Annotated in this window: 22 protein-coding genes; 2 read left to right on the top strand and 20 right to left on the bottom strand. The window is 46.0% G+C overall.

Annotation, left to right across the window (positions count from 1 at the left end; genetic code table 11):
• Nucleotides 1-118 precede the first annotated feature (118 nt).
• From fliM to R7041_RS18005, 3 genes are all read right to left on the bottom strand, one after another.
• Nucleotides 119-1,165 (bottom strand): flagellar motor switch protein FliM, encoded by a 1,047-nt coding sequence (gene fliM, locus R7041_RS18015; RefSeq protein WP_005380478.1) that lies wholly within the window; start codon nucleotides 1,163-1,165, stop codon nucleotides 119-121.
• A 7-nt stretch (nucleotides 1,166-1,172) separates the two neighbouring features.
• The gene (gene fliL / locus R7041_RS18010) at nucleotides 1,173-1,676 is read right to left on the bottom strand and encodes a flagellar basal body-associated protein FliL (protein WP_005380477.1); all 504 of its coding nucleotides are present in this window, start codon (nucleotides 1,674-1,676) and stop codon (nucleotides 1,173-1,175) included.
• Nucleotides 1,677-1,761: 85 nt separating this feature from the next.
• The gene (locus tag R7041_RS18005; protein ID WP_258512637.1) at nucleotides 1,762-3,615 is read right to left on the bottom strand and encodes a flagellar hook-length control protein FliK; all 1,854 of its coding nucleotides are present in this window, start codon (nucleotides 3,613-3,615) and stop codon (nucleotides 1,762-1,764) included.
• A gap of 97 nt (nucleotides 3,616-3,712) precedes the next feature.
• On the opposite strand from R7041_RS18005, the gene R7041_RS18000 reads away from it, so the two are divergent.
• Nucleotides 3,713-3,856, top strand: coding sequence for a hypothetical protein (locus R7041_RS18000; RefSeq protein ID WP_206949747.1), 144 nt, complete (start codon nucleotides 3,713-3,715; stop codon nucleotides 3,854-3,856).
• 39 nt (nucleotides 3,857-3,895) lie between these two features.
• A complete protein-coding gene (locus R7041_RS17995; protein ID WP_054575509.1) occupies nucleotides 3,896-4,210 on the top strand; it encodes an NIPSNAP family protein in 315 nt (104 codons plus the stop codon).
• Nucleotides 4,211-4,250: 40 nt separating this feature from the next.
• Here the strand turns inward: R7041_RS17995 and fliJ are convergent, their stop codons facing one another.
• From fliJ to R7041_RS17910, 17 genes are all read right to left on the bottom strand, one after another.
• Nucleotides 4,251-4,694 carry a flagellar export protein FliJ gene (fliJ, locus tag R7041_RS17990; RefSeq protein ID WP_005380474.1) on the bottom strand — a complete coding sequence of 148 codons (444 nt, stop codon included), beginning with the start codon at nucleotides 4,692-4,694 and terminating at the stop codon, nucleotides 4,251-4,253.
• 6 nt (nucleotides 4,695-4,700) lie between these two features.
• Nucleotides 4,701-6,020 (bottom strand): flagellar protein export ATPase FliI, encoded by a 1,320-nt coding sequence (gene fliI / locus R7041_RS17985; RefSeq protein ID WP_005384474.1) that lies wholly within the window; start codon nucleotides 6,018-6,020, stop codon nucleotides 4,701-4,703.
• Between the two features lie 3 nt (nucleotides 6,021-6,023).
• Nucleotides 6,024-6,824, bottom strand: a complete 801-nt coding sequence (gene fliH, locus R7041_RS17980) for a flagellar assembly protein FliH (protein ID WP_226083876.1) — start codon at nucleotides 6,822-6,824, stop codon at nucleotides 6,024-6,026.
• A 71-nt stretch (nucleotides 6,825-6,895) separates the two neighbouring features.
• A complete protein-coding gene (fliG, locus tag R7041_RS17975; protein WP_005380470.1) occupies nucleotides 6,896-7,951 on the bottom strand; it encodes a flagellar motor switch protein FliG in 1,056 nt (351 codons plus the stop codon).
• On the bottom strand, nucleotides 7,944-9,686 hold the full coding sequence (gene fliF, locus R7041_RS17970; RefSeq protein WP_005380462.1) for a flagellar basal-body MS-ring/collar protein FliF: 1,743 nt from the start codon (nucleotides 9,684-9,686) through the stop codon (nucleotides 7,944-7,946). The genes fliG and fliF overlap by 8 nt, the downstream gene beginning before the upstream one ends.
• A 14-nt stretch (nucleotides 9,687-9,700) precedes the next feature.
• A complete protein-coding gene (gene fliE / locus R7041_RS17965; protein WP_005384482.1) occupies nucleotides 9,701-10,012 on the bottom strand; it encodes a flagellar hook-basal body complex protein FliE in 312 nt (103 codons plus the stop codon).
• A 122-nt stretch (nucleotides 10,013-10,134) separates the two neighbouring features.
• Nucleotides 10,135-11,544 (bottom strand): sigma-54-dependent transcriptional regulator, encoded by a 1,410-nt coding sequence (locus R7041_RS17960; RefSeq protein ID WP_005394318.1) that lies wholly within the window; start codon nucleotides 11,542-11,544, stop codon nucleotides 10,135-10,137.
• A 36-nt stretch (nucleotides 11,545-11,580) separates the two neighbouring features.
• Nucleotides 11,581-12,612 carry a sensor histidine kinase gene (locus tag R7041_RS17955; protein ID WP_005380459.1) on the bottom strand — a complete coding sequence of 344 codons (1,032 nt, stop codon included), beginning with the start codon at nucleotides 12,610-12,612 and terminating at the stop codon, nucleotides 11,581-11,583.
• A 200-nt stretch (nucleotides 12,613-12,812) separates the two neighbouring features.
• Complete coding sequence (locus tag R7041_RS17950) at nucleotides 12,813-14,279, bottom strand: sigma-54 dependent transcriptional regulator (RefSeq protein ID WP_054575511.1); 1,467 nt, start codon at nucleotides 14,277-14,279, stop codon at nucleotides 12,813-12,815.
• Nucleotides 14,280-14,566: 287 nt separating this feature from the next.
• On the bottom strand, nucleotides 14,567-14,977 hold the full coding sequence (gene fliS / locus R7041_RS17945) for a flagellar export chaperone FliS (protein WP_005380457.1): 411 nt from the start codon (nucleotides 14,975-14,977) through the stop codon (nucleotides 14,567-14,569).
• Between the two features lie 12 nt (nucleotides 14,978-14,989).
• Nucleotides 14,990-15,295, bottom strand: coding sequence for a flagellar protein FliT (locus R7041_RS17940; protein ID WP_206949749.1), 306 nt, complete (start codon nucleotides 15,293-15,295; stop codon nucleotides 14,990-14,992).
• Between the two features lie 3 nt (nucleotides 15,296-15,298).
• Nucleotides 15,299-17,293 (bottom strand): flagellar filament capping protein FliD, encoded by a 1,995-nt coding sequence (gene fliD, locus R7041_RS17935; RefSeq protein ID WP_047102855.1) that lies wholly within the window; start codon nucleotides 17,291-17,293, stop codon nucleotides 15,299-15,301.
• A gap of 21 nt (nucleotides 17,294-17,314) precedes the next feature.
• Nucleotides 17,315-17,749: a flagellar protein FlaG gene (gene flaG, locus R7041_RS17930; RefSeq protein ID WP_005384493.1), complete on the bottom strand. Its 435-nt coding sequence runs from the start codon at nucleotides 17,747-17,749 to the stop codon at nucleotides 17,315-17,317.
• 92 nt (nucleotides 17,750-17,841) lie between these two features.
• Nucleotides 17,842-18,972, bottom strand: coding sequence for a flagellin (locus tag R7041_RS17925; protein ID WP_005380449.1), 1,131 nt, complete (start codon nucleotides 18,970-18,972; stop codon nucleotides 17,842-17,844).
• A 288-nt stretch (nucleotides 18,973-19,260) separates the two neighbouring features.
• Entirely contained in the window at nucleotides 19,261-20,394 is a 1,134-nt protein-coding gene (locus R7041_RS17920) for a flagellin (protein WP_005380447.1), read from the bottom strand.
• A 263-nt stretch (nucleotides 20,395-20,657) separates the two neighbouring features.
• Entirely contained in the window at nucleotides 20,658-21,797 is a 1,140-nt protein-coding gene (locus R7041_RS17915; RefSeq protein ID WP_005380443.1) for a flagellin, read from the bottom strand.
• Between the two features lie 146 nt (nucleotides 21,798-21,943).
• Nucleotides 21,944-22,831, bottom strand: an 888-nt coding sequence (locus R7041_RS17910) for a Dyp-type peroxidase (RefSeq protein WP_318092739.1), incomplete at its 5' end; no start/stop codon positions are given.

Here is a 22,831-nt window from a genome sequence, read left to right as displayed (position 1 = left end):
GTCTTCGCCAAGAGCGGCTGCCCATTCGTCTGCTAGCTTTTGATCGTCACTTGGTTCCATTTTTCTATCCTGTGTTACGCCTTACTCATGCCATAGCATGTCTATTTAATAAGGTATCTTAATGGTCTATATCGTCTTCACTCTCAAGCTCGGACATGATGTCTTTACCTAAGAAAGCTAAATCTGTTTTGACGACATGTGGGCGCTCAATTTCCTCAGAAATTTGCACCGCTAATTTGTCTTCCGAACGACCCATTTTTACGCGATAGGTCGGTAGGTCTTCTACAAACATCGTCGCATGTTCTGGCATTTCAATCGGGATGATATCGCCCGGTTGCAGCTCCATGAGATCACGCAAAGAAATGTCTTTTTCGAGCAAGTTCACGCGGAAGTTAACCGGACAATCCATGATCTCTTCACGTAGTGCTGAGCTCCAGCGAACGTCCGTTTCCATCTTGTCGGACTGAACACCTGCATCCAATAGTTCACGGATAGGCTCAACCATGGAGTAAGGCATAACGACATGAAAATCGCCGCCACCGCCGTCAACTTCTATATGGAATGAACTCACGACAATCACTTCTGTCGGGCTGACAATGTTTGCCATGCTTGGGTTTACTTCAGAGTCGAGATATTCGAACTCTACCCCCATCACTGGCGACCACGCTTCTTTATAATCTTCAAATACAATTTTCAGTAACAACTGGATGATGCGGCGTTCCGTTGGGGTAAATTCACGGCCTTCGATTTTGGCGTGGAATCGACCATCACCGCCAAAGAAGTTTTCTACCAGAATAAAGACTAAACGAGCCTCCATGGTGATCAACGCAGTGCCTTTTAACGGACGAAAACGCACCATGTTCAAACTGGTTGGCACGTACAATGTGTTCTGGTATTCACCAAACTTCATCATCTGCACGCCATTGATCGACACCTCTGCCGTTTTACGCAGCATATTAAACAGACTAATACGCATGTGCCGTGCGAAGCGCTCGTTGATAAGTTCGAGCGTCGGCATTCGACCACGTACGATTCTGTCTTGCGACGAGAAATCAAAATTGACGGCACCCTCAGTGTCGTTTTCTATCGGTTCATCGACGTCATCAACATCGTCAACCCCATGCAATAGCGCATCAATTTCGTCTTGGCTTAATAGATCGGTCACGTTTTACCTATTGAATAACAAAATCTGTAAACAGTACTTTTTCAATCACTGGCTTACCGACCGCAGCATTCAGCGCTGCTTTGATATCTTCGGAAGCACGATCGCGCAATTCCACTCGTCCTGTAGGAGAGCGCAATTGATCAACCGTCGCGGAAGCAAACGTTGATAGCATAGAGCTTTCAATCAGTGGCGAATGATACCGCGCCAACTCTTCATTTTCTGCACCGCGAACCATTAACTGCGCTTTAATTTGAACCAGCCTATCGCGGCTATCCCCAGTAACGTTAAATACAAATGCCTGAGGAAGATTCACATACGCGATGGGCGCAGCATCCGATGCCTTCACTTGAGCCTGTTGAGACGATTCAGCCTGAGCAGGTTCATCAGAGCCCATTAGAAAAAATGCCGCTGCCCCGCCACCAAGTAGTAATACTACAACAGCGATGATGATGATAAGTAACTTGCTTTTTCCTTTCGGCGCATCGGCCCCTTGTAACTGTTCTTCTGCCATTCTTGTCTCTTATTGTTCTTTTGAGTTACCAAGACGTTTTAGTGAGTTGCTTGGTAACCATATTCCATTGCCGTTAAACGGCCTTTTATGCGTAAAAACTAATTCCATCACGCTTTGAAGCGACATTCAAATCCAGATTGACATCAGATTCAAAACCCTCTTCGGACTGTCCAGAAAAACCGCCACTTTGCGCGCTTTGACCATGTTGTTCAGCAGTATATCTACCTTGCTGTTGCCCGCTGTTTTGTTGCTGGACGGAAGAATCAGCCAGCTGCATACCTTGTTGCGCTAACATTTCTCTCAAACGAGGGAGCGTCTGTTCAATAATGTCACGAGCTTGCGGGTTGTTCACTGTAAAATGTACATTGGCAACGTCATTATTCATGGTCATACGAATTTGCATACGACCTAACTCTGGTGGATCAAGACGAATATCGAGATTTTTCAGATTCTTCGACATCATCATTTGCACTTTTTCCGCAACTTGCTCGTTGGCTAGCTCTTTAGTTAGTTGCAACGGAAGCTGAGCTTGTTGTGCAGCATCAATACGCGCTTGTTGCTGAACATTAATTCCTTGCTGACCTGCCATAGCCTGAAGCTGTCCAGCGAAACCGTGTTGGAGATCCGGCTTATCTTGTTTATCCGCAGTCGCCTTTAGCGCACCAGTCGCCAATGCTGCGTTCATCACTTTCTGGCTAATCTCTCCGTCTTTCACACCTTGAAGCGACGTCGGCACTTGCGCGGCTATCAACGTATCGGGCGTTGAAGATAATGCGACTTTATCTCCACTATGAGCAGCTTGTGGCTGGGGTACTTGAGCCGCTGTATGCTGGATTTGCTGAGACACTGCCATAGGTCCAGCCTGGCGAGTTAAGTTATGTTGTACTTGTTGCTCTGCTAGAATCTGTTTAATGTCATTAGGGAGCGCAACAAATTGGGCAAGGTCTTGATCAGGAATATCCGCCGTGATCCTTCCTTGTTTCAACCCTTCAATGATCTGAGCTTCTTGCTGAGTCAGTGGTTTTCCTTGCGCCAACTTAGTATCTATAACTTCAAGTTCATCCAAGGATACTCGTGGAAGCGCGTCGATGTTGGAACCATCAACGTCTGTTAACAACGGCGACAGATCATTAGCTACTTCACCACTGACTGCGCTCTTAGCCGTCGGATGGCTGGCTTGTTTCGCTAGCTCTTGCCAAGCAGCAAACTCAGGCGAAAGTTTGTCGACATCGATAGGTTGACCATTCTTATCTAAAATTGGCTCTAAGTCTTGTCTTGGGATCATCTGTGCTTGTTCAAGCGAATGAACTGATGGCGTTTCATTCAAAGCCAGCTCATCAAGGAGTGTCGAAACGGTTGCTTGATCGTGGAACGAATGCACTAAATTCGCGCTCTGAGGCAAAACTTTGCCACTATCGATGGATGCATTACTCGCATTCAGGGTTTGATTCGCTTGTTCAATTCGACCAAGAAGCTGTTGTCCTTCGCCCATCGTGCTTTTTACGTCCATTGTATCTGATGGGTTGCTCGTATCGATTAATGTTGATTTCACTTTTTCAATAGCTTCAACATCATTCTCCAAAGGTGTGCTGTTACTCGCCTTTTGTAAACTTGCTTCTTCACTTAAGGTTGCATTCGGTTTGTTTGCTGATATTTCATCAAAACCATGGGTCTCGTCACTGACGGATTCTTGGCTTTCTTGCGCCAACAATTCGTCCGAGACGTTAGCAGAAGAAGTACTGCCTACATCCGCTCTTTCTTTTTCTTCAACCACTGTCGATTCTGTTGCTACTTTTTCGGGCTTTTGTTTACCAGCAAACGCATCGGTTAACGTTTCTAAAAATCCCTTGCTCTCGGTGCTCTCTGCGGACGCTTTAGCGGACACATCAGAAACTGGCGTCTTGGTAGTCGCAGATACATGGGACAAATTCACACTCATTTAGAAACTCTCGTTCTCGTGGCTCTGAGCGTATCGCTGACAGACAGCAATACTGGCGGCAAACAAAGGTCAAAAAGACCTGACACTGACAGCTAAAATGCAAAAATCACACCACAATATTGAGCCAATTCTCGGTAAGCTAATAGATGGCATGTTTATGGAACAAATATCAACAGTACTATCCGAGAACCTGGTTCCTAACATGATGTACAGCTACTTGATTGACTTTGAAAAACGATAAGCGTAAACAGACATTTGACTTAACAATTAAGGAATCACTTTGAAGATCACAGAATTACGCCAATATAGAATCAGAGCAGGCAAAACAGAACAGTGGCTAAGTTGGATGAAGGAAGAACTGTTGCCCTATCAACGCTCACAAGGCATGCGTGTACTGAATACTTACGTCCACACTGGTGATGATGGACATGACTATTTTGTTTGGCTTAGAGAGTTCGACAATGAACAAGCACGCCAGACTCTCTACGAAAAAACATACAACGAGTGGTGGGTTCGCGAGATTCGACCGAAGGTGTTTGAATTAATTGAACAAGACTCAATCAAAGTTACCTTACTTGAATCGGTAGAGATGTAGTCAGCTGCAACACCGTAATGCAATATCGAACCAATAACCTTTAGAAACGATGTGGTTTTCGACTGTAAAGTAAGGTGGAAAACTCGTCCATTTGCTTTTGTTCGCGCTTAGCTTCAGCAAGTTGTTTCTCTTTTTCGCGTTTGTCTATCATCCACTCATAGGATTTGCGTTCTTTACGCACGGTTAACCAATATTCTTTACAGTTTTCAACCTGCTCTTTGAAATGACTTTCTGCTTGCTTTTGCTTAGATAAAGTCTCATCTAGCTGGGTAAGGAATCGATTTAAGTGTCCATATTGACTTGCCGTTAGGCCCGCCTGACCACGGTCGACGAGTTGCTGGCAATAATCAAGCCGATACTTTTCAATTTGTTCAACCTGACGGTAATAATCTTCGAGTTCAGAACGCGCTTTGTTCAGTGCAAGCACAGCTTGGTCTTCACGATCCTTAGTTTGCTCAAGTAGAAACTCCATCGCATTATTCATGCGCTATCACCCACCCAAAATGTTTCTAAGCATATTGACGCACATATCGTATGGCACCGATTCTTTCATGCTCTGCTGCAAGTATTCGTCTAACTTCGGTTTCAAAGTAAATGCGCCATCAATAGCAGGATCGGTACCCGGTTTGTACGCTCCAATCGAGACCAAATCTTGATTCTTGCGACAAATAGACAAGACCTGTCGCACCGCTTTTGACATCAAAACGTGCTCTTCCGTCGTGATTTGCGGCATAACACGGCTCACCGACTTCTCGACATCAATCGCCGGATAATGGCCTGCATCCGCCATTTCACGAGAAAGTACAATATGGCCATCAAGAATGGCTCGCGATGCGTCCGCTATCGGATCTTGCAAATCATCCCCTTCGGTCAACACGGTAAAGAACGCCGTAATCGAGCCTTGTTCGGCACTTCCATTACCCGCTCGCTCAACCAGCGCTGGCAGCTTGGCAAATACAGAAGGCGGGTAGCCTTTCGTCGCTGGCGGCTCACCAACAGAAAGTGCGATTTCACGCTGTGCTTGTGCAAAACGAGTCAACGAGTCCATCAATAGCAGAACATCTAACCCTTGGTCCCGGAAGTATTCAGCAATCGTTAATGCCGTTTGGCACCCCTTTAAGCGCATTAGAGGTGAAGCATCGGCAGGCGCCGCGACCACCACTGAGCGGCGACGACCGTCCTCACCCAAGATCTCTTCGATGAACTCTTTAACTTCACGTCCACGCTCACCTATCAGGCCGACGACCACAACCTGTGCGGTGGTGCCTCGCGTCATCATGCCAAGCGTGACCGATTTACCCACACCAGAACCTGCAAACAGACCGATACGCTGACCTTTACCAACCGTCAACAAACCATTGATGGCTTTTAGGCCAACATCGAGCGGTTCAGAAATTGGCTTTCGAGCCAACGGGTTGATTGGTTCGGCATTAAAAGAGGCACGGTGATCGGTATACAAAGGGCCAAGTCCATCAAGTGGATTCCCAACCCCGTCTATCACGCGCCCAAGTAATTCCATGCCGACGGGTAAACCAGCGTCACTGGTTAAAGGGGTGACTCTCGCGCCAGGTAAAATGCCCGTAATTTGTTCGCTTGGCATTAAAAATAGGTTGTCACCTGAAAAGCCGACAACCTCAGCTTCCATCTGACCTGACATGGTTTCCACTAAGCATAAACTGCCAATTGGTGCGCGACAGCCGGTCGCTTCCAACGTTAACCCAACCACACGCACCAGTTTGCCAGAGGCGACAGGGCGCGTCGTAAGGCCTTCAACTTTGTAGCTTTTTAAGCGGTCAGCGAGTGCTTGCATGGATTACTCACCCTCTTGATGACGGTTTGCGCCACAAAAGCTGTGCAATACGCTTTTGACGCGTTCTTCCATGCGATAATTAATGCTTGATTCACCTGCTTCAATCTGGACGTCACCTCGATTGAGCGATGGTTCAGCAACTAACGTCCAGTTGCGACAATCAAGGTCTTCTTCACCATAAGCTGAACGAATAATCGCGACATCTTCTGGATTCAGGTGCAAGGTAATAGGGTGGCCTGATATTGGTAGCGCTTCGACCGACTGCTTCACTGTATCTAAAATAATTTGAGGGTTGGTTTGTACTTCAACGTGCACCACTTCTTTGACTAAGCAGAGCACCATATCCACCAGCTGCTTTTCAACCTGAGCATTCATCAACTCCAAAGGTTGAGCAAACTGATTGGCCAAGTTCATAAAGGTTTCAACTTGCTGCTGAATGTATTCTTGCCCTGCAGTCACCCCTTCAGCTTTTCCGAGCTCAAGACCTTCAGCATGGCCGGCTTGCAACCCTTCTTCTTTACCTTTGTCGTAACCTTGCTTAAAGCCAGCTTCCTGACCTTGATGTAAGCCTTCTTGATAAGCACCTTGCTTAATCAGTTCAATTTGTTCTTCGGTTAGCGCAAGTGGCTGCTCTTCTTCAGGCTCATCAAAATTCGGCACCCATCCCGGGTCATAGTTGAACGCGGTTTGTTTTGCTTGTTTGGCTTTAGGCTCGCCATAATCAGGCAGCCCCCAACGTTGAGGTGCGATCATCGAATCATCTTCATCAGGACGGATAAATCCGCGTTTTCTATCGCCAGCCATGGGTTACCTATTGTGTGTTCGATTAAGAAGTGAGGGTGCTCCGCAATAGGATAATTGCGAAGCAATAGAAATTATAAGAATTCGTCAGCACCGCCAGACAACATGAGCTCACCAGCATCCGCCATTCGACGGGCAATTGCTAAGATTTCTTTCTGAGCGGCTTCTACATCTGCCACTCGTACTGGCGGCATCGCTTCTATATCATCACGCATCATATCAGCAGCACGTTTAGACATGTTCTTGAAGACTTTCTCACGTAACGAGTCATCTGCACCTTTAAGTGCTTTTTGCAACACGTCTTGTGGTACGTCACGCAGCAACTTCTGAATACCTTGGTCGTCCACTTCGACTAAGTTTTCGAAGACAAACATTAGGTCTTGGATTTGCGTCGCCATGTCTTCGTCCTGATCGCGAATTTGTTCCATCAACAAACCTTCGACGTTGTTGTCTAGGTAGTTCATGATCTCCGCTGCTGCTTTCAGGCCGCCAATTTTGGCTGCTTGTGCACCCGCTTGACCCGCGAACTGTTTCTCCATGATTTCGTTCAGCTCTGCCAATGCTGATGGCTGAACCTCTTCAAGGTTGGCAATACGCATCATCAGATCCAAACGCACGCGCTCAGGGAACTGAGACAAAATCTCTGCAGATTGGTCTGCTTCTAAATAAGACAGTACGATAGTTTGAATCTGTGGGTGTTCATTGACTATAATGCTCGCCACTTGGCGTGGGTCCATCCATTTCAAAGAATCCAAACCTTTTGAGCCCGTACCAAGTAGGATCTGGTCAACTAAGTTGTTGGCTTTGTCTTCACCAAGAGCGGCAACCAGTGCATTACGCATAAAGTCTTCGCTGCCCATACCAATGTTGGTGTATTTCTGGATATCCTCCAAAAACGCACGATGAACAGCAGATACCTTGTCTTGGCTGAGATCCTTCGCGCGAGCCATCGCACTACCAACACGCTGAACCTGTTTTGGTTCTAGGTGACGGATAATGCCAGCTGCATCTTGTTCATTAAGGCTCAGTAGCAAAATTGCCGCTTTTTCTTCGCCAGTAATGGTTGAAACATCCAGCTCTACTGGCATTCCCGCGGCGTTGTCATCTTGAGGTACGATATCGTTAGCCATTGTCATTCATCCAGTTTTTCACTACTTGAGCAGCCAGTTCAGGTTCATTAGCAACCAGAGCACGAACCGCTTTCAATACATCTTCATCTTTATGAAGGTTTGGCAAATCAATACTTGAGCCAAACTCGAACAGTTCGCTGCTTTCGATGTCACTACCAATCAAGCTAGTTTCACCATCCGCACCAATCGGCAAGCCGTCTGGTCCGTACATTTCGTCTTCATCATCGCTGGTAGGGTTAAGCAATTTCTTCATTGCTGGGCGAACCAGAACCAACACAACCACAATAATCACTAATGCACTTGCGAACCAACGAACCCAATCACTGAAGTTAGGGTGCTCCCAAATTGGTGGTTCTTCTAGCTGCTCAGCCTCTGGCTCAGCAAACTTTACACTCAATACATTCAGCAAATCGCCACGGCCTTGATCAAAGCCAACGGTACCAATTAATACTTGGCGAATGGCATTGATTTCAGATTCGGACATTGGGGTATAAGTCACTTCACCCGTATCAGGGTTAACTTGACGACGGTCTTTAATCGCAACAGAAACGGTCTGACGAGCCACCGTCCCGGTCTGCTTTCGCTCGTGGCTGATGGTGGTATCTAGCTCAAAGTTACGCGTGGACTCTTTACGAACTGACCCCTGCCCCATGACAGAACCATCTTTCATTTGAGCCACATCTTGCGGAATAGAGGCATCCGCTGGAGGCTGATTACTCAACGCACCCGGAATACCCGCTACCATGTTACCGTTATTGTAATCTTCGAGTGCGTACTCACTGCGGGTCGCAGGGGTGTTCGGATCAAAGCGTTTGCGAGTTTGTTCAACCGCACTGAAATCCATTTGGATATCAACCTGCGCCGTATAGTTGCCATAACCTAAAATCGGTAATAGTACGGAATCAATTTTTTCGCGCAGCGCTTGCTCTTGGCTGCGTTCTAATTCTTGTTCTTTGCGTCGCGCCGCAGAAGCGGGATCTTGGGAGCCTGAGCTGAGTAAGCGGCCATGCTGATCTGTGACGGTAATTCGAGAAGTTTTCATTCCCGGCACGGCACTCGCTACCATGTCGACAATAGAATCCACTTCTTGCTGCTTAAGGTTCGTGCCTGTCGACAATGTCAAAAATACCGACGCAGACGCTTCTTGGTTATGACGCACAAACACGCTGTGCTTTGGCAGTGCCAATAACACTCGTGCTTTGCGAACTTGCTTCATTTCTTCAATTGCTTGAGCCAATTGGCGCTCTCGACTGAGTTTGAGACGCTCTTGCTCGAGACGTTGTGAAACACCAAAACCCATGTCTTGCAGCAAAATATCATCGCCCGCTTCTGTAGCTTGGTTAACGCCGGAACGAACCATGCCAAGTTTGATCGAGTTGTACTCACTCGATTCAACAGAAACAGTATTGCCATCAAGCTTATAATTGATTTTCTGCTGGTCCAGATAATCCAGAACGGGGATCAATTCTTCGGTCTCATACGCACCAAGTGGGCGCATCTCCGGTTCTTTGACCCAAAAGAACAGCATCACGATCAATGCAACACAGATGGATATCGACAGCACAAGCACAACCTGACGAAGTAAATCGAGGTCGCCCACTGCCATATCGAATTTTGACGCACTACGCTCCTCTAGATCTGGATTTTGACTCTCCACATCCACATCGGAACTTGCTACCAGTGCACCATCTGAGCCGCCTTCAGTGACGGTTAAATCTGTAGACTTGTCTGCCACACTTATTACCTAAATTACACTGGCATGTTCATGAGGTCTTTATATGCCTCAACGAGTTTATTGCGAATTTGAACCGTCGCATCAAAAGCGACACTAGACTTGTTACGAGCGATCATAACGTCAGAAAGGGATACATCGGCATCACCACGATCAAAACGGGTTTGTAAATCACCAGATGCTTTTTGAAGTGTGTTCACGTTATTGATGGCTTTAGTTAGGAGATCGTTAAAATCCGCTCCAACTTTCGCCCCACTTGCAGTAGGAGCCGTATTGGTTGCTTCTACCATCATGGCGCGCATTTCTGCCTGAATACCATCAATTTTCATTAGCACCTCTAAGCCAAAAGATTGACTATTAACAAAACTGATTATTGACACAGCAATTAACGTGCCATAAGACATTAGCAATCAATTTACTTACACTTTTCGTCTTATGGCCGTTGTCTATGTTAATTCGGGATATCTATACCAGCATCACGCATTTTGGCAAGCTTATAGCGCAAGGTTCGAGGGCTTATACCCAGTTTCTCCGCCATTTCTTTGCGTCGACCATTACACTCAACCAAAGTCTCCAAAATAATGGCGTATTCTTGATCGCGCAGCTCGCTGCCTAAGCCTTCTCCACCCGTTACTGGGCGGCTGACACTCTCAGCTTGCGCAACTGGCTTAACATTGGGCACGACCATATCTGCGTTTTGCACCACGTGTTGCAAGCTATTGGCATCTTGCCAATCTACGCCCTCAAGCAAAATGTGCTCTGCATCGATGTCGCCATTTTCACTTAATATCAGCGCTCGTTGAACCACGTTATCCAATTCACGAACATTACCCGGCCAAGGGTATTGCAATAGTTTTTCTAACGCAACGGTCGAGAATTGAGGCACTGGCATGCCCATTTTGCTGCAATGACGCTCAGCAAGATGCTTGGCAAGCGGTGCAATATCGCCTTTACGTTCTTTAAGTGCAGGCCACGCAATTGGGAATACATTCAGGCGGTAATATAAGTCCTCTCTGAAGTTTCCTTCTGACACGTATTGCTTAAGATCACGGTTACTCGTCGCTAACACACGAACATCTAACTTGATGCTTTTGCGACTGCCTAGGCGCTCTACTTCTCGCTCTTGCAAAACACGCAATAACTTCGCTTGCAGGTTCAAGTCCATCTCACTGATTTCATCAAGTAAGATTGTGCCACCTTGCGCTTGTTCAAACTTTCCTGGGCATGCCTGAACAGCACCAGTAAATGCGCCCTTTTCATAGCCAAACAGTGTTGCTTCGAGCATATTGTCAGGAATCGCGGCACAGTTAATTGCGACAAAAGGACCATTTTTACGATTTGACGCGTTGTGAATATAACGCGACATCACTTCTTTACCTGAGCCACTAGGACCTAGCACCATAACATTCGCATCTGTACGTGCCACTTTATCGGCCAACGCGAGTAAACGTAGACTTTTCTCATCAGCAACGATAGCGTCACCGTTGTCATCACTTTTTATCGGTGCATAACGACTGACCATATTTAGCAACACTTCTGGTGCAAATGGTTTCGCCATGTAGTCAATTGCGCCATCTTTCATTGCAGACACGGCATCTTCAATGTTGGCGTACGCCGTCATTAGCAATACTGGTAAGTTAGGCCAATTCTGCTTGATGCTTTTGAGCAGAGCTAAGCCACCCATACCCGCCATTTGCACATCAGAAACGACGATATCAACCGTATTCGATTTCAGCTTTAACAGTGCATCTTCAGCACAGTCCGCTTCCAACCACTCATACCCTGCCAGAGCCAGAGTATCGACTAGGGCTTCACGAAGACCTTCATCGTCTTCTACGATCAGCACTTTGCTTTGCGCCATTATGATTCTCCAGAAATTGTTATTACCAAAAGCCGCTTATTGCGCTTCTGTTTGCACTCGCTCTAGCGGAATGCACATGGTGAAGCAGGCTCCATCACCCTGCTCTGAAATAAGTTCCAATCGACCGTCATGGGCACGGCAAACCATTTGAACAACTGCCAACCCTAATCCAGTTCCTTGAGAACGTGTGGTAAAAAATGGCTCCATGATTTTGGCTTGCAGTTCTTCGGGCACTCCCGGTCCGCTGTCTTGCACAGAAATGCGTAACTCACCATTTACCGGGCGGAAAAAAATATCGACTTGCGATTCTTTACCAGACATTTGAATCGCATTCATGACCAGATTACTTAATGCGGATGCAATGGCGTTCGCATTGCCTAGTAGCTCAGTTTGTTCTTCTTCCACTTCTAGGCAGTAATCAATACTGTTGTTTTTTAGCGCGGTTTCGACCATCGGCTGATATTCCGCTACCAACTGGGCAATCGTGAATGGCTTAATGACTTTATTATCACCACCTTTAGCAAAAAGCAGCATATCATTAACCTGCTTTTCCAAATCGTGCAGTCGATCCATTAATTTGGTTTGGAAGCGATCTTTTGTCGCTGGAGGAAGATTTGGCGCTCCCAAATTGGATGCATATAACATAGCGCTCGACAGCGGCGTTCTTACTTGGTGAGCAAGCGACGCAACCATACGTCCTAACGACGATAAGCGCTGTAAATCACTGACACGAGCTTGAAGTAAACGGGTTTCGGTTAAATCGGTAATCAGGATCAATTGACCTGTTGTAGACGCCGAGATGGCGAGTCGAACTTTACGGCCATTCCGCAGGGAAACTTCATGGCCATCATCTTCACGTGGGTCAAACACCGCCTGGATAACGTTGAACCATTTTTCGTTAACCAGTGGAATCTCAAGAATTCGGTGCGCTTCTGGATTTGCTTCACGCACTACTCCGTACGTATCGAGCAAAATCACTCCAGCAGGCATCACATCGAGCACCTGTTTGTAGCGCTCAACCTGATTCTCTACGGAATCTAAATGGGATTGATTGGTGTTGTTATCCATTACTGCCTGTCGAAATATCGCCGCTAAAACTAAAATAGCTTGGTAAGCAATTAGCGTACCAAGCTATTTTTTTATATTTATCAGGACGTTAAGCCATCGACAATAAGTTGACACTCAGAGATAACGGTTTTGGATGCCAGAAAAGCGATGTTAACCAGCCCAAGTGATTATTCAGATATCGTCTTAAAACTTCACTTTACCTAGCGCTGTAAGTTGTACTTACGCATTTTTTCCACCAGCGTAGTACGTCGCATACCCAGCATGTCGGCCGCTCTTGCTACAACGCCACCCTGCGCTTCTAATGCTTGGCTGATCATATTAACTTCTAAATCAGCCAGCAGCTCTTTCAAATTAACCCCTTCCGGTGGCAGCGCTTGCGGGGCGTTCATGCTGTGATCAAGGTCGTCTTGATCTTCAAAGCTAAAATCTTCAGAGAAGATATCTTGGAATACGTCACGCTCTTGCTCTTCCACCGAAACAAATGGATTGCTCTCTGGTTGGAACTCTGGGATGTCACTGTAGCGATATTTGGTTGGTAGATGGTTTACATCCACCAAGCTATTTGGATACAGAATAATCATTCGCTCAACAAGATTAGCCAACTCGCGTACGTTGCCCGGCCAGTGATGCTCCATAAGTGAGTTGATTGCACGAGGTGTAAAGCAGATAGGTTGTCCGCCTTCCGCCTCTAAACGTGTCATCAGTTCTTGCAGCAGCAATGGTATATCTTGTTTGCGCTCTTTCAGCGCTGGCATCTCAATTGGAAACACGTTCAGGCGATAGAACAAGTCTTCTCGGAACGTGCCTTCTTCAATCATATTTTCTAGATTACGGTGTGTCGCCGCCACCACTCGAACATTTACCTTGATGGTACTATTGCCACCTACACGTTCAAAGCAGCGTTCTTGCAATACACGAAGCAACTTTACTTGCATCGACATTGGCATATCGCCAATCTCATCAAGAAAGATCGTGCCACCGTCTGCGAGCTCAAATCGACCTTTACGGGCAGTTAACGCACCAGTAAACGCGCCTTTTTCGTGACCAAATAATTCGCTTTCTAGGAGCTCAGGCGGTATTGCACCACAGTTAATAGGTACAAATGCGCCATCGCGGTATGAAGAATGATAGTGGATGTTACGCGCAACAACTTCTTTACCCGTACCGGACTCACCTAAGATCAACACGTTTGCTTCTGTGTTTGATACTTGCTCAATCAGGTGTCGAACTTCTTGAATACCTCTACTTTGACCAACTAAGCTGCGAAAAAGCGTGTTTTTGCGTGCACTAGCAACAACATTCACTCCTTTTCGCCCCAGAAAATCTTTGCAGTGGCGTAACGCTTCACTAAGCTGTGGGTAATTAAGCGGCAGCTCTAGTTCACCAACAAAATTTGGAAGATCATCAACAGGCAAAGGAAAACGGCCCATGACTAGAAGAGGGATGTGGTAAGCGCTGTTTAAATGAGAGATAACCGTACTCGCCGCTTGACCTGCTGGAATATTACCAACAATACAGCACGACCATACGCTAGACCAATCAACATCGCTGAGCTGATCAGAACTGACCGCTTCGCAATTTTCTCCAACAAATTCCAATATATTGCTTAAATTTAAACGACTTGATGCGTCATCATCAATTACAAGCAGCTTTGCCAAACCATGCATAAGTAAGAATGATTGCCTTTATTTTAGGTGCGTTGCGGCCAAACCTTGATTTGCGCAATTGGGTGCTAAAGAAGGCAGAACCACCACACTCAATTTACGATAGACAAAATAGGAAAATCAGCAACAAAAAAGCCATTAGGGCTACTAATGGCTTCTATTTTATTTGAATATAAAAATAAGGCAACCAAGCAATGGAGAGGTGTGAGCTTGATAGAAACTTTGCTACACAACTCGTTGCGCAATTGACAAATATATTCGTCTAGTATCTTAACGCATTGTTTTGACTATTAAATACCAACTTCAGCAGCGGTAAGATTATGAAACTCTGTTGGGATTTGGTCCCAAGCGGACTTGATCTCACGGATAATATCGATAACGTCGTCGATCAGCTGAGGCTCATTTTGATGGTTAGCAGCAGAAATTTGCGTGATCATAAACTCATACAGTGAATCTAAGTTTGAAGCAATATCACCACCGTCATCCATAGATAGACAGCTGCGTAGCGCGATAATGATGTCTAACGCTTTACCCAAGCGCTCACCTTTTGCTGGAATATTGCCTGCTTGCATGGCTGCTTTACCTTGAATAAGGCGCTCAATCGCACCAGCCATAAGCATTTGAATGACTTTGTGCGGAGAAGCCGCGCTAAGCTGGCTGTCGACTGATACCTTTTTGTATGCTTGCAAAGAACCGCGCATAGTAATCCTCTTTTAAATAAATTTTTTGTACTGCTGAAGTGAACGCTGGCCATAACGAAACTTATGGAGCTCTTTTCCGACCTTTGACGTTTCCGATTGCATCAGCTCGACAATTCTTTTGGTACGAGTTAGCAATGCTTGCCACTCTGCATCCTGCCTAACCAAAGGATTTTGATGAATAATTGGTAACAGGTTTTGCAATAACCGTTCCCTGATATCGACCAAGCGAAGAATTTCTTCAGCATTAAAATCAATTTTTTCTAATTCTTGCGTAATTAGTTGATCTATATCACTAATTTCCATGAGTTCTTTTTGCATTTATTAACCCAACGCACTCATCAAAGCGCCTAACTGGCCTTGCATTTTACCGGTCGCATCTTGCATCGCGGTAAACTTCGCATGAGTACGCTTCTCTAGGCTTTCCATGCGGCGATCTAATGCCGCTTGATCGTCACTCAAACGGTAATTTTGTTCTGTGAGACTTTTTTCTCGAGTACGAATACTGCCTGTAATACCTGTGATACCGTGAATCGCATCTTCTACTCGTTTAGCAAAACCTGTGTTGCCACCGAAGAACTTTTCTAACTCGTTGAAGTTATTGTTCAACTGGCGGTCTAGCATGTCATAGTTGATTTCTAGTGTGCCTTGACGTGTGGTCGTAATGCCAAATTCTGTTAAGGACTTTAGGTTTTCAGGTGCTTTATCGATTCGAGTAGAAAAAACCGATTTTAATCGTGAATCTGCACTGCGTACGGTGCTGTCACCTGACAACGGCCCTTTTTGACCAGTTACCGGATCCACACTCGCCAACGCTTGGGAGGTTTGATAAAACGAGTTATACGCTGCCACAAAGTTTTCGATATCGTTGCGTACACTTTGACGGTCGTACTCGACACCAATTTCAGCAGGCGGTTTATTCGGTTCTGATTTGCCTTTTAGTGTTAAATCAACACCTTCGATCGCATCTTCAATCACATTGTTGTGGCTAGATAGCTTTGCCACGCCATCAAGCAGAACTTCTGAATCTTGCCCTGCTTGTACTTCTGTCATTCCAAGGTATTCTTCAAAAGCAGATTGTGCCTTTGCGATTTTCGCTTCTGCTTCATCAATTTTTTCCAGACGCTCACGTTCTTGAGGATCAAGTTTAGCGCGATGAATTTGCTTAGCTTGCGCTTCGGAAAGTTCACCACGTGCCACTTTTTCGTCTAACGCTTGCTTTTCACTCGCAATTTTTTGCTCGATTTCCGCTTTTTCTTGCTCAAGAAGCTGCTTAGCCTCTTTCGTCGTAACGTAAGAATCGGTTAGGGTGCCCGATGCGGCATTATTCCAGCCTGGTACATCTGGTGCCTTCTCGATTGCCTTTTCGTCGAGTTCGAGCTCTGGTTCTTCATAAGAGTCCAACAAAGTACCTGACGCAGTTTCTGTCCACCCTGGAATTCTGTCTTCAGGGCGTAAACTCGCGCGTCGGTTGGCTTCATCAATGGCTTCTTGACCAGCTTTGGCTGCTTCTGCACCCGCCGCAGAGATTGGCGCTTGCGATGCATCATCTTGTACATCGTCTGCCGCTTTTTGCTCTTCTGGAGGTAGAGGATTGCCGTTTGCATCCAGCTCTTCTGCTGGTTGTTCCGGAAATTTAAGAGGACCTAAGACATCTTCCGCCGCTGAACGAGCTTCTTCAAGCGCGTTGACGCGGTCTTCAAGTGTTTGGTATTCGAAATATTTAAGAGGGTTGCCTTTTTCTGCCTCCACACTGACTCTGATTTGATGATCCTTACCAGAGAGGTTAGAAGCAAGGATAAGGCGTGGACCTTCGACGTCGTTAATAAGAGATGCACGAACGCCAGGGTTATCTTTAGCGCCATTGATGCCACGTACGACATCGATGAGCTTAGATCGGGAACGAACATCGATATTAAAACGCTCATCACCAAGCGAAATCTGCAGCTTACCAGGGCCAAATTTTGCGTCTTCTGGCAATACGTCAGAAGCGACTTTATGGCTCTGAGCAAGCTGCAACACATCGATAGCATATTTGCCAGCGATAGCATCTGTGGTTGCCGTGGCAGATACGATATTGTCATTGGTCGTTTCGACAGTGCGAACGGCAAATGCTTTCTCCTGACGAAAGTTCGCCATAAGATTTTTCATCGTATCCAATGATTCTCTGAGTCGCCCGTAAGCACTGATACTGGCATTAATTGTCGTGCGTTCGTTGTCGATGCGTTGCTGCTTTGGTACGCGTTCGGCATCCACAATTTTGCTGACCATGGAATTAATATCCATGCCGCCAGACATCCCCAAAGGGCCTAAACTCATCAAATCACCTCTAAAAACGACTTACACTTTTTCAGTCAACAACCCGCTGTTGGCTGTGTGCTCAGCTAGGCGACGCAATACCACTAGCATTTCTTCATCAGGAATTTGACGAATCACGTCACCGGTATTGGCTTCATAAATCGTCACCACATCTCGTCCGGATTCTTCATCCACTCGAAATGCGACTCCTTTGTTTATGGACGTTACAAATTCATTCATTTGTGCGACCAATTTTTCACGTTCTTCTTTGTTCAGTTCTTGACGGCTTTCAGCCATCTCGATCGCAGCTTGAACAGAGAAGTCGTATTCGGTGTTTTTCGCTTTTTGCGGCGAAATCTCACCATTTGAATTTGCTGGGCTAGACGTGCCTATATCATTGCCATTTTTATTTGCAAACTTTGTGCCATTTGGCGTGCCGTAAGGCTGGATGTTCGATGCGTAGGAGGATATATCCATTACAATCTCCCTTCCACCTTATGGGCTAACGATAGAATCTATCGCTTTGGTGCCCCAGCTCTAAGGTGTTGACCTCAGGCTGGGTTTACCACTTAGCCCAACAAGCTTAGCGCTGCAGATGGAGACTGCTTCGCTTGAGCCAGGATTGAAGTACTTGCTTGCTGAAGAATTTGCGACTTAGTCATCGCAGTGGTTTCCTTCGCGTAATCAGTATCTTTAATACGGCTTTTAGACGCGTTAACGTTCTCGTTAATGTTGTCTAGGTTGCTGATTGCGTGGTTGAAGCGGTTTTGGAAAGCACCGAGTGAAGCTCGTTGGCTGTCTACGGACTTAAGAGCACCGTCGATAACCGCTACTGCTTCTTGAGAGCCAGCTACTGTGGTTACATCGATGTCTTTCACTGTTACGTCTTTCGGGCCACCAAAGCCGATCTCGTCTGCTAGGTTGCCAGAAAACTCAACATCACCTTCAACTTTTTGAGAAGAAGCAAATACTTGTAGTTTGCCATCTTCGCCAACAGAGGCTTTTACATCATCGTTTTGACCGTTGATGTATGTCGCTAGCTGCTCAATATCATCGCCTTGCTTAGCGCTGATTGATAGCTCTTTCTCTTCACCCTGCTTGTTGGTGTAGCTCATTTTGAACTCTGTTTTCTCACCAACAGTCCAAGATGCGTCTTTACCCTCTTCTGCTGCGTAGCTCTTACCACCCATTGCTGAAGTGTCTGAGCGTAGGTTACCCATAGAAAGCATCACTGCTTCACCTGAGTCCGCACCGATTTGGAAAGATTGAGTACCGTAAGTACCGTTTAGAAGCTTGTTACCACCGAAAGAGGTAGTTTCAGCAATACGGTTTAGCTCGTCGTTTAGCGCTGTTACTTCTTCTTGGATCGCTACACGTTCTGCTTTTGAGTTAGAGCCGTTCGCCGATTGAAGCGAAAGATCACGCATACGTTGTAGGATGTTGGTAGATTCATTCATTGCACCTTCAGCAACCTGTGCAATAGAAATACCGTCGTTTGCGTTTTTCACTGCCATATCTAGGCCACGGCTTTGTGCATTCAAACGGTTTGAAATCTGTAGACCTGCAGCATCGTCTTTCGCGCTATTGATTTTGTAACCCGAAGACAAACGCTCCATAGATTTTTGTTGACCGTCAGCTGCCTGGTTCAGGTAACGCTGTGCAGTCATCGCAGAGACGTTAGTATTAACGTTAATCGCCATAATTGATCTCCTTAAGGCTTTAGTGAATGTACCGTCGTGTCTCTCACCTCACTTAGGTACATCTCATTTCTCTCAGTCCCTTTAACGGCGACGTATGCATATCCTTTAGGAGAAATTTTCAATTTTTTGCGATTATTTTCTTTGGCTTACTGAAGTGTGATAAAGCTCTAATATTGCCGTTGATGAATACCTTCGCTCTTTTAAAGGCAGAAAAAAACCCAGCCGAAGCTGGGTTTACTCGCTCATCTCTCACCACGAGCCAATGAGGTTCTCGTCTTAGGTTTGAAATTAACCTAGCAGACTTAGCGCTGAGTTTGGCGCTTGTTTCGCTTGCGCAAGGATTGAGCTTGACGCTTGCGATAGAATTTGTGATTTGGTCATTGCCGTCGTTTCTTTCGCGAAATCTGTATCTTTGATACGGCTCTTCGACGCATTCACGTTCTCGTTAATGTTGTCCAAGTTGCTGATTGCGTGGTTGAAACGGTTCTGGAAAGCACCTAGCTCTGCGCGGTGGCTGTCTACATATTTCAGTGCCGCATCGATGATGGCAACAGATTCTTGTGCGCCACCAACTGAGGTTACGTCGATAGTATCTACCGTTACCTTTTTGCCTTCGCCCAAGCCTAGTTCACCAGATAGACCACCTGAAAACTCGACCTCGCCCTCAACTTTGTTGTTGCCAGCGAAGATTTGCAGTTTACCGTCTTGGTCTACTGACGCTTTCACTAGGTCAGTTTGGCCGTTAATGTAAGTCGCAAGCTCTTCAATATCATCACCCGCTTTTGCGCTGATGTTGATTTCTTGCTCTTGGCCGTAGCTGTCCGTTAGGTTGATTTTTAGGTCGTTCTTACCTTCAGCAACGTTCCAATCTTTACCTTTACCGCTTTCTGCTTGGTAGCTTACACCGCCCATCATTTTGTTGTCTGAGCGCATGTCTTTTAGCTCAAGCATTACCGCTTCGCCGTTATCCGCACCGATTTGGAACGATTTCGCGCCGTGGGTACCGTTTAGCAGCTTGTTACCACCGAAAGAGGTTGTTTCTGCGATGCGGTTTAGTTCGTCGTTGAGTGCGGTCACTTCTTCTTGAATCGCAACACGCTCTGCTTTCGAGTTTGAACCGTTTGCTGATTGCAGAGACAAGTCACGCATACGTTGAAGAATGTTAGTGGTCTCATTCATTGCACCTTCAGCAGTTTGTGCAATCGAGATACCGTCGTTCGCGTTGCGAACCGCTACATCCAAACCACGGCTTTGTACGTTCAAACGGTTCGAGATTTGTAGACCCGCAGCGTCATCTTTTGCGCTGTTGATTTTGAAACCCGAAGACAAACGCTCCATAGAAGTTTGTTGAGCTGAGTTTGCGTTGTTTAGGTAACGCTGAGCGGTCATCGCTGATACGTTAGTGTTTACATTCACTGCCATGGTGATTTCTCCAATTGATTTTCCGGTGTAGCGGTTTCCGACGTCTCGGAAAACCAAGTAGTTCTCTCAAAGTTACTTTTATTAACGGCGCATGCCCTGTTTTCTTTAGAGAAAATTTTGGATTTTTTTGAAAATAATTCGTTTGGAGGGGTAATCGTGACAAAGCGGATAAAAAAGCAAAAAAACTTTCATTTTTCGCTAAAGCTTCTTTTCGAATTGTCGATACAGGCAGGTTTTACGTTAAATTCGGGCAAGGCCGTTCATCAGCCAAGCAAGGTCAATGCTAGGTTTGGCGCTTGTTTTGCTTGCGCCAGAATAGAAGTACTGACCTGTTGTAAAATCTGTTGCTTCACCATTTGCGTAGTTTCTTTGGCATAGTCAGTGTCTTGGATACGACTGTTGGAAGCAGCTAAGTTTTCGTGGATATTATCGAGATTATTGATCGCGTGATTAAAGCGGTTTTGATACGCGCCTAACTCCGCACGACTGCCATCTACCGTTTTCAAAGCATCATCTAAAATGCCGACCGCCATCTGAGCGCCACCGACCGTGCTAATATCAATACTATCTACCGTTCTATTTACGGTGACATACTTGCCAAGTTCTAACTCATCAGCCAGGCCACCACTGAAGGTTGGTCCAGGGTATTTTATGGCGTCCTTGTGGGACATGAGTAACTGCAGTTGCCCCTCCTCATTAACAGACGCTTTCACTTTATCGGTTTGCCCATTAATGTAAGTCGCGAGTTCTTCTATATCGTCGCCAGCTTTAGCTTCAATACGGATCTCCTGCTCTTCAAAATTGTTATCACGGTAGCTGATAACAATTTCATTATTTCCGTTTTGAACCGTCCAATCTGAACTGACTCTTTGATATGAGCTCATTGAAAAGCTACCTAAAGATTCCGGCTGCATGGTCCGCAGGCCAATTTGTACCGCTTCACCAGCCGTTGCTCCGATTTGAAAAGACGATGTACCGAATGTGCCATTCAGCAATTTACGTCCGCCAAAGGAGGTCGTTTCTGCAATACGACTTAACTCATCATTTAAAGCAGAAACTTCTTCTTGCAGTGCAGTGCGCTCCGCTTTGCTGTTTGAACCATTGGCTGACTGTAGCGACAAATCACGCATACGTTGCATGATATTGGTCACCTCATTCATCGCGCCTTCCGCAGTTTGCATGATGGAAATGCCGTCATTCGCGTTACGTACCGCGACATCCAAACCACGCATTTGTGATTGCAAGCGGTTGGATATTTGCAGACCCGCAGCGTCATCCTTTGCGCTATTAATACGCTTCCCTGAAGACAAACGCTCCATGGATTGATTCAGCATATCCGTTGCACTGGTCAAATGACGCTGTGCGACGAGTGCTGCCACATTGGTATTAACGGTGATAGCCACGAGACACAGACTCCAAATAAATTAAGGCTTTGAGTACTTATCGACCAAGTAACAGAAAAGTTTAGTGTTTTTTTGAAAAGAGATTGGAATAGAAATAGAAAACAAAAGCCCTCCATTGGAGGGCTTAAGAAATGAAGTCTGAGAACTTACTTGATGGCTAGCTCCGCGAGCATTTCTTGCGAAGGAGCGAAGAAGTACGCACCAGTTACCGCTGTTGTGAAACGAAGCATTTGGTCTGTTTTACCATCTGTCACGCCGTACATACTTTCTAGCATCACTTTAATGTTATGAAGTGTATTGCAGTAAGAAATAAACAGCAGGCCATGAGGCCCTGTCACCGTCCCGTATGGTAAGCTGTGGCGAACAATCTTCAAACCTTTACCTTCTTCTTTGATATCAACGCGACCAACGTGTGATGCAGCAGGAACGTCTTCTAGCTCGATAGAGTCTGGCTTGGTACGACCAATCACTTTTTCTTGCGCTTTGACATTCAATCGATTCCAAGCGGCAAGGTTATGTTCAAAGCGCTGAGCCATAACATAACTGCCTCCAGCAAATGGGCCCTCTTTTACTAGAGCCACATCAGCGCGAGCCTCCCCTTTCGGGTTTTCTGTGCCATCAATGAAGTCTGTCATATCACGAGCATCAAGGTAACGGTACCCATATGTTTCGTCCACAATGGTGACATCTTGTGCCGTCTCTTCTAGGAACTTACGCAACACGTAAAAATGCAAGTCGTGACGAGTCGAGTGACAGTGAATCAGTACATCTACGTCTGTTGCTGGAGCAACGATGTCACCTTCGCCAAGTTGAGTAAAATCAATAAGCTCTTCTGGCGCGTCTACATTAAGGTGTTCCCAAAACGATTTTGTGAATGCGATAGAAAGCGTCAGCGCTGCACCCGGCTGGGTAATGTTTAACTCTTCCACCAACTTTGGTAGTGCTTTCAGTTTTTCTAATACGTTTTCACGGTTTTGGTTCACTTTGAGTTGAGTGTACAGTGCAAATGGCCCGGCTTCTGGCACGATCGCCGT

Source organism: Vibrio sp. 1751 (assembly GCF_033339895.1).
Lineage (GTDB): Bacteria > Pseudomonadota > Gammaproteobacteria > Enterobacterales > Vibrionaceae > Vibrio > Vibrio alginolyticus.
Note: the sequence above shows the minus strand (reverse complement) of the source record. Positions and strands in the feature narration are given on the sequence as shown.